The organism is Arsukibacterium sp., from assembly GCF_033722355.1.
Taxonomy (GTDB): Bacteria; Pseudomonadota; Gammaproteobacteria; order Enterobacterales; family Alteromonadaceae; genus Alishewanella.
Map to the genome: position 1 here is coordinate 1 of NZ_JAWVZF010000185.1, position 5,199 is coordinate 5,199.

General features: G+C 53.9%; 3 protein-coding genes and 1 pseudogene. 2 read left to right on the forward strand and 2 right to left on the reverse strand.

The features are described 5' to 3' along the window. Positions 1-212: pseudogene (locus tag R3177_RS13080) on the reverse strand (hypothetical protein); the annotation flags it as partial. A 38-nt stretch (positions 213-250) separates the two neighbouring features. Then, positions 251-2,089 carry a carbamoyltransferase gene (locus R3177_RS13085; RefSeq protein WP_318971469.1) on the reverse strand — a complete coding sequence of 613 codons (1,839 nt, stop codon included), beginning with the start codon at positions 2,087-2,089 and terminating at the stop codon, positions 251-253. Between the two features lie 149 nt (positions 2,090-2,238). Between R3177_RS13085 and R3177_RS13090 the strand changes: the two genes are divergently transcribed. Further along, the gene (locus R3177_RS13090) at positions 2,239-4,050 is read left to right on the forward strand and encodes a tetratricopeptide repeat protein (protein ID WP_318971470.1); all 1,812 of its coding nucleotides are present in this window, start codon (positions 2,239-2,241) and stop codon (positions 4,048-4,050) included. Between the two features lie 4 nt (positions 4,051-4,054). Continuing rightward, positions 4,055-5,199, forward strand: a 1,145-nt coding sequence (locus R3177_RS13095; protein WP_318971471.1) for an SGNH/GDSL hydrolase family protein, incomplete at its 3' end; no start/stop codon positions are given.

Genomic DNA, 5,199 nt, shown 5'->3' on the forward strand with positions numbered 1-5,199 from the left:
CCCCGGTACGGATAATATAAGCCGGCCGGCCATAAACCGGCCAGCAGCAAAAACCCGCCGGAAACAACCAGCGGCCACACGGGTATGCGGCCTGCAGCCAACCAGCCCAAAAACCACGGCAGCAATAAACTGAACAGCAGTGGCACAACGATAGCCATTTGCCAGCCAAAAGTACGTAGTCCGGCGCGGTCAGTTTTTAACAATAGCGGCATTAGCTTCTTCCTTTTAGATCAACTGACATGTCTGACAGCTAATCAGCGATAAAACGTCTAAGCCTGGCCGCCGCCAGTTGTGCTGGCTGCTGTTCGGCTTTACTTATCATACAGTTACCCAGCACCAGATAATCCATATCGGTGGCCAGAAAACCCTGTAACGCATCAGCCGGACTGCAGACTGGTGGTTCGCCGCGGACATTAAAGGATGTATTAATCAGCATCGGGATAGCAGTCAGTTCATAAAATGTCTGCAAAAGATGATGAAACTGCGGGTTATGTCGGTTGCTGACTGTTTGCACCCGGGCGCTGTAGTCGACATGAGTAATGGCTGGCAGACTGGAGCGCTGCGCTGCCTGCTGCGCCAGGCCCCGGGTCTCTGGCGGCAGGCTGATACATAATTCCGGATTGACCTTCGCTACCAGCAGCATATAAGGGCTGGTCTTGCTGAGATCAAAATATTCACTGGCATGCTCCACCAGCACTGCTGGCGCAAAAGGCCGGAACGACTCGCGCTGTTTGATTTTTAAATTAAGAATACTTTGCATACTGGCGCTTCGGGCATCACCGAGAATAGAGCGGTTACCGAGCGCCCTGGGGCCAAACTCCATCCGGCCCTGAAACCAGCCCACCACCTGACCAGCTGCCAGCAAGCCTGCGGTGCTGTGATACAGCATATCGTCGGTTAATTGCTGATAAGGGATTTGCTGACTATCCAGCAAGCGGCATATTTCATCATTGCTGTACGCCGGCCCCAGATAACTGCCCTGGATCTGATCCTGTTGTTCATCTGCCATGCGTGGCTGCTGATAATACTGGTGCCAGGCCAGCATTGCGGCCCCAAGCGCGCCGCCAGCATCGCCGGCTGCAGGCTGGATCCAGATATCGCTAAAGGGTCCCTCCCGCAGTAAGCGGCCATTGGCCACGCAATTAAGTGCCACGCCACCGGCCAGACACAGTTTCTGCTCACCGGTCAAACGCTGGGCATGACGGGCAATTTTCAGCACGACCTCTTCAGTCACCTGCTGCACCGAGCAGGCTAAGTCCAGGTACAACTGTGACGGTGGTGTATCTGGTTTTAGCGGTGGGGCACCAAACAGCTGCTCGAATTTCCGGCTGATCATTTTTGCGCCAACCGGGTAACTGAAATAAGCCATATTCAGGGCAAAACTGCCGTCGGGTTTAACGTCAATCAGCTCGCGGTAAATGGTTTCAACATAACGCGGCTCACCATAAGGCGCCAGGCCCATCAGCTTATATTCCCCGGAATTTACCTTAAAACCACAATAATAAGTAAACGCCGAATAAAGCAGGCCGAGTGAGTGGGGAAACTGCAATTCAAACAATGGCGTCAGGTTATTATCTTTACCGTGCCAGATGGTCGAAGTGGCCCATTCACCCACCCCATCCAGGCAGATAACAGCGGCGTGCTGATAGGGGCTTGGGTAAAACGCCGATGCGGCATGTGCCTGGTGATGCTGGCTGAACAGTAATTTGGGTAATGCTGCTTTATTATCCCATCCTGCCAGAGCACGTAGCTCGCGGCGCAGCACGGTTTTTAAATACAACTTCTCTTTCAGCCAGACCGGCATCGCCGTCAGAAAAGAGCGAAAACCCCTTGGCACATGTGCCAGGTAGGTTTCCAGCAACCGCTCAAATTTTAACAATGGCTTATCGTAAAACACGACAGCGCTGACATCGCCAAGGGTAATACCTGCGTCGGTCAGACAGTATTGGATAGCATCAGCTGGGAATGCCGGATCATGCTTAACCCGGCTAAATCGCTCTTGCTGGGCGGCAGCCACGATAACGCCGTCGGCCAGCAAACAGGCGGCGCTGTCGTGGTAAAAACAGGAAATTCCCAGAATATATTGCATAAGCCGGCTGTAACCGCACCACCCATTATAAAACTCATCTCTAAAGTAACCTTAATTGACAATTGCTGTTAGTTCAAATGCGCCAAAACTTGCTGCGCTTATTAACATCGGGTACCGTCATTTTTATGCTGCCATCAAGACGTTAACCAATGACTGATTATTCGTCCGTTACTACAGGCAAAGTACTCAGCCGCCGCAAGGTGTTGTTTTACACTATAGCGCTGAGCATTCCGCTGCTATTGCTACTGCTGTCCGAGCTGCTGCTACGCCAGACCAGCCTGTATCAGCGTTATCCGTTAGTGGTACCGGTGCCAGCCATGCCTGGCTACCTGCAGGCCAACCCGTCTCTGATTAAGCGCTACTTTGCCACGCCGGAGCAAGCGCTGAAGGTTAGCCCTGACACCCAGTATTTTCGGGCAGAAAAAATACCCGGCCAGCACCGGATTGTGTTTATTGGCGGCTCGTCGGCGGCCGGCTTTCCCTATGGCCGCTGGGGTGCGCCGGCGGCCATGTTGCAACAGCGGCTAAAAAGGCTGTATCCCGAACAAACTATTGAAGTGGTTAATCTGGCAATGGCGGCAATCAACTCCTATACCCTGCTGGATATCAGTAACGAGGTAATAGCGTTACAGCCCGATTTGGTGCTGATCTATGCCGGCCATAATGAATTTTTAGGGGTAATGGGAGTCGGATCCGCTTTTAGCGGGCAATACAGCCATGGCAGCAAATTGCTGTACTTAAAGCTACGCCAGCTGGCAATATTTCAGGCGCTGCAACGCCTTATCAGTGCTTTCAGTTCACCGCCAGGCCGGCAGCCCGACCGTACCCTGATGGCGCAAATTGCCCGTCATACCGAAATTCGTCAGGGCTCAGCACAGTTTACGGCTGGCATTAAGCAATTTAAGGCCAATATGAGCCTGCTGCTGGCAAAATTTCAGGCAGCTGAGATCCCGGTCGTGCTTAGCACTATCGCCAGTAATGAAGCGGATCAGCCGCCTTTTGTCTCGGCAAAGCCAGCACTGGTTAACCCGGATCAAGACCAGCTGCAACGGGCACTGGCTGACCAGCCCGCTGTCGCCAGCTGGCACTACCAACTGGCCAGTCTGTACCGGCAAAGTGGTGATAATCGACAGGCCCTTGCTCATTATCAGCTTGCCCGCGAGCATGACTTGCTGCGCTTTCGGGCGCCGCTGGCCATTAATGTAACAATCACTGCGCTCAGCAGCGACTATAAGTTGCCGCTGGTTGACGGGGAGGCGCTGCTGCGCCGGCAAAGCCCTGATGGCATTATTGGCAAGCAGTTGATGCTCGAGCACCTGCACCCAAATCAGCTGGGTTATTTCTGGCTGGCAGAAGCGTTTTTACCGGCGGTACAACAGCAGCTGGGCTTAACTATGGAACAAGGCAGCGCGGTTGCTACCGAGCAAGCCTTAGCCGATATACCCCTTACCGAAGTCGATCTTGCGCTGGCAGACTTTAAAGTGCGCCAGCTAAAATCTGATTACCCCTTTGTGGCTGCACCACAGCAGGTTAGCTTTACTGCCAGCAATAACCCTTACCATGAACTGGCGCGGGCCCGCAGCAATGGCTTAAGCTGGCTTGAGGCCAGTCAGCGGCTGGTTACTCTGTATCAGCAGCAGGGTCGGATTAGCGATGCCGCCAAAGTGGCGGGCTTACTGGCCGATGCGCTACCCACTGAAAGCCAGCTGGCCTTTGTCGCCGGCCAGCTTTATTTCGACAGTAAGCAATTGCCACTGGCCGCCCATTATCAGCGCCAGGCAGTAGCCATAGCACCAGACAATACCGATTATCGGCTGATGCTGGCCCGCAGCTATTATTATCAGCAGCAATTGCACCGTGCTCTGGAGCAGGTTGAGCACATTCTGGCCCGTCAGCCAGATCATCCGGTGGCGCTGCGTCAGCACCGGCAGCTACAGCAACAACTGGCAACAGGAGAGTAAAACCATGCGAGTATGGCTGTTCCGGGCCATTGCCCTGATGTTACCACTGCTGATATTACTGCTGGCAGAGCTGGCGCTGAGGGCAACCGGTATCGGCGCTAACTGGCCATTATTTAAAGTGAACCCGGCCAACCCGGCGTATCTGGTGACCGAAACTGATATCGTCAAACGCTACTTTGCCAGTAACGACAGTCTGCCGAGCGTTAAAATGGAGCCCGGCTTTTTACTAGCCGAAAAGCCCGCTGACGGCATCCGGCTGGTAGTTCAGGGCGGTTCTACCGCAGCAGGCTACCCTTACGGCGCGGGTGCTTCACTGGCGGCGATGCTTGAACAGCGGTTAAGCCGCACTTTCCCGGGGCACCGGGTCGAGGTGGTCAATACCGCGCTGGCGGCAGTCAACAGCTATACCCTGTTAGATTTAGCCGATGAAATTATTGCGATAAATCCTGATGCGGTGCTTATTTATGCTGGTCATAACGAGTATCTGGGGCTGCTGGGTGTCGGCTCCCATTATCTGGCCAGCCAGAGCCCTGCGGTTACCCGGCTGCTGATCAGCCTGAGAAAACTGCACAGCTTTCAGCTTCTCGAGCAGTTGTATCAGCAAATGAACCCACTGCTTGAGGAAGCGGCGCAAAACCGCCGTACTTTTATGGCCAAAGTAGCAAGGGATAAGGACATTGCGCTGGATTCAGCCCAGTTTCACGCGGGCCTTAAGCAGTTTGACAGTAACCTCAGCCAGCTGCTGGTCAGGTATCAACGCGCCGGCATACCGGTGTATATCAGTACGCTAGTCAGTAATTTAGCCGACCAGCCGCCTTTTCACAGTAAGCCGCTGCCGGCCACTGCCGACGAGAAACTGGCCCGGCTTGCACACTTACCGGCAACAACAGACGCAAAAGCGACTGATCTTGCTACGCTCAAGACCCTGGCCGTTGAGGCAAGCAATGCTCATTCGGCTGATTTCTATTATCAGTTAGGCAAGCATTACCAACAGCGGGGTCTGGCAGAGCAGGCAAAACAGCATTTCTTGCTGGCCAAAGACCATGATCTACTGCGTTTTAGGGCTCCCGAAGCCATTAATCAGCTTATCAGGCAACTGGCCAACCGGTATGATGCCACCCTGGTGGACAGTGAAGTGGCTTTTATCGC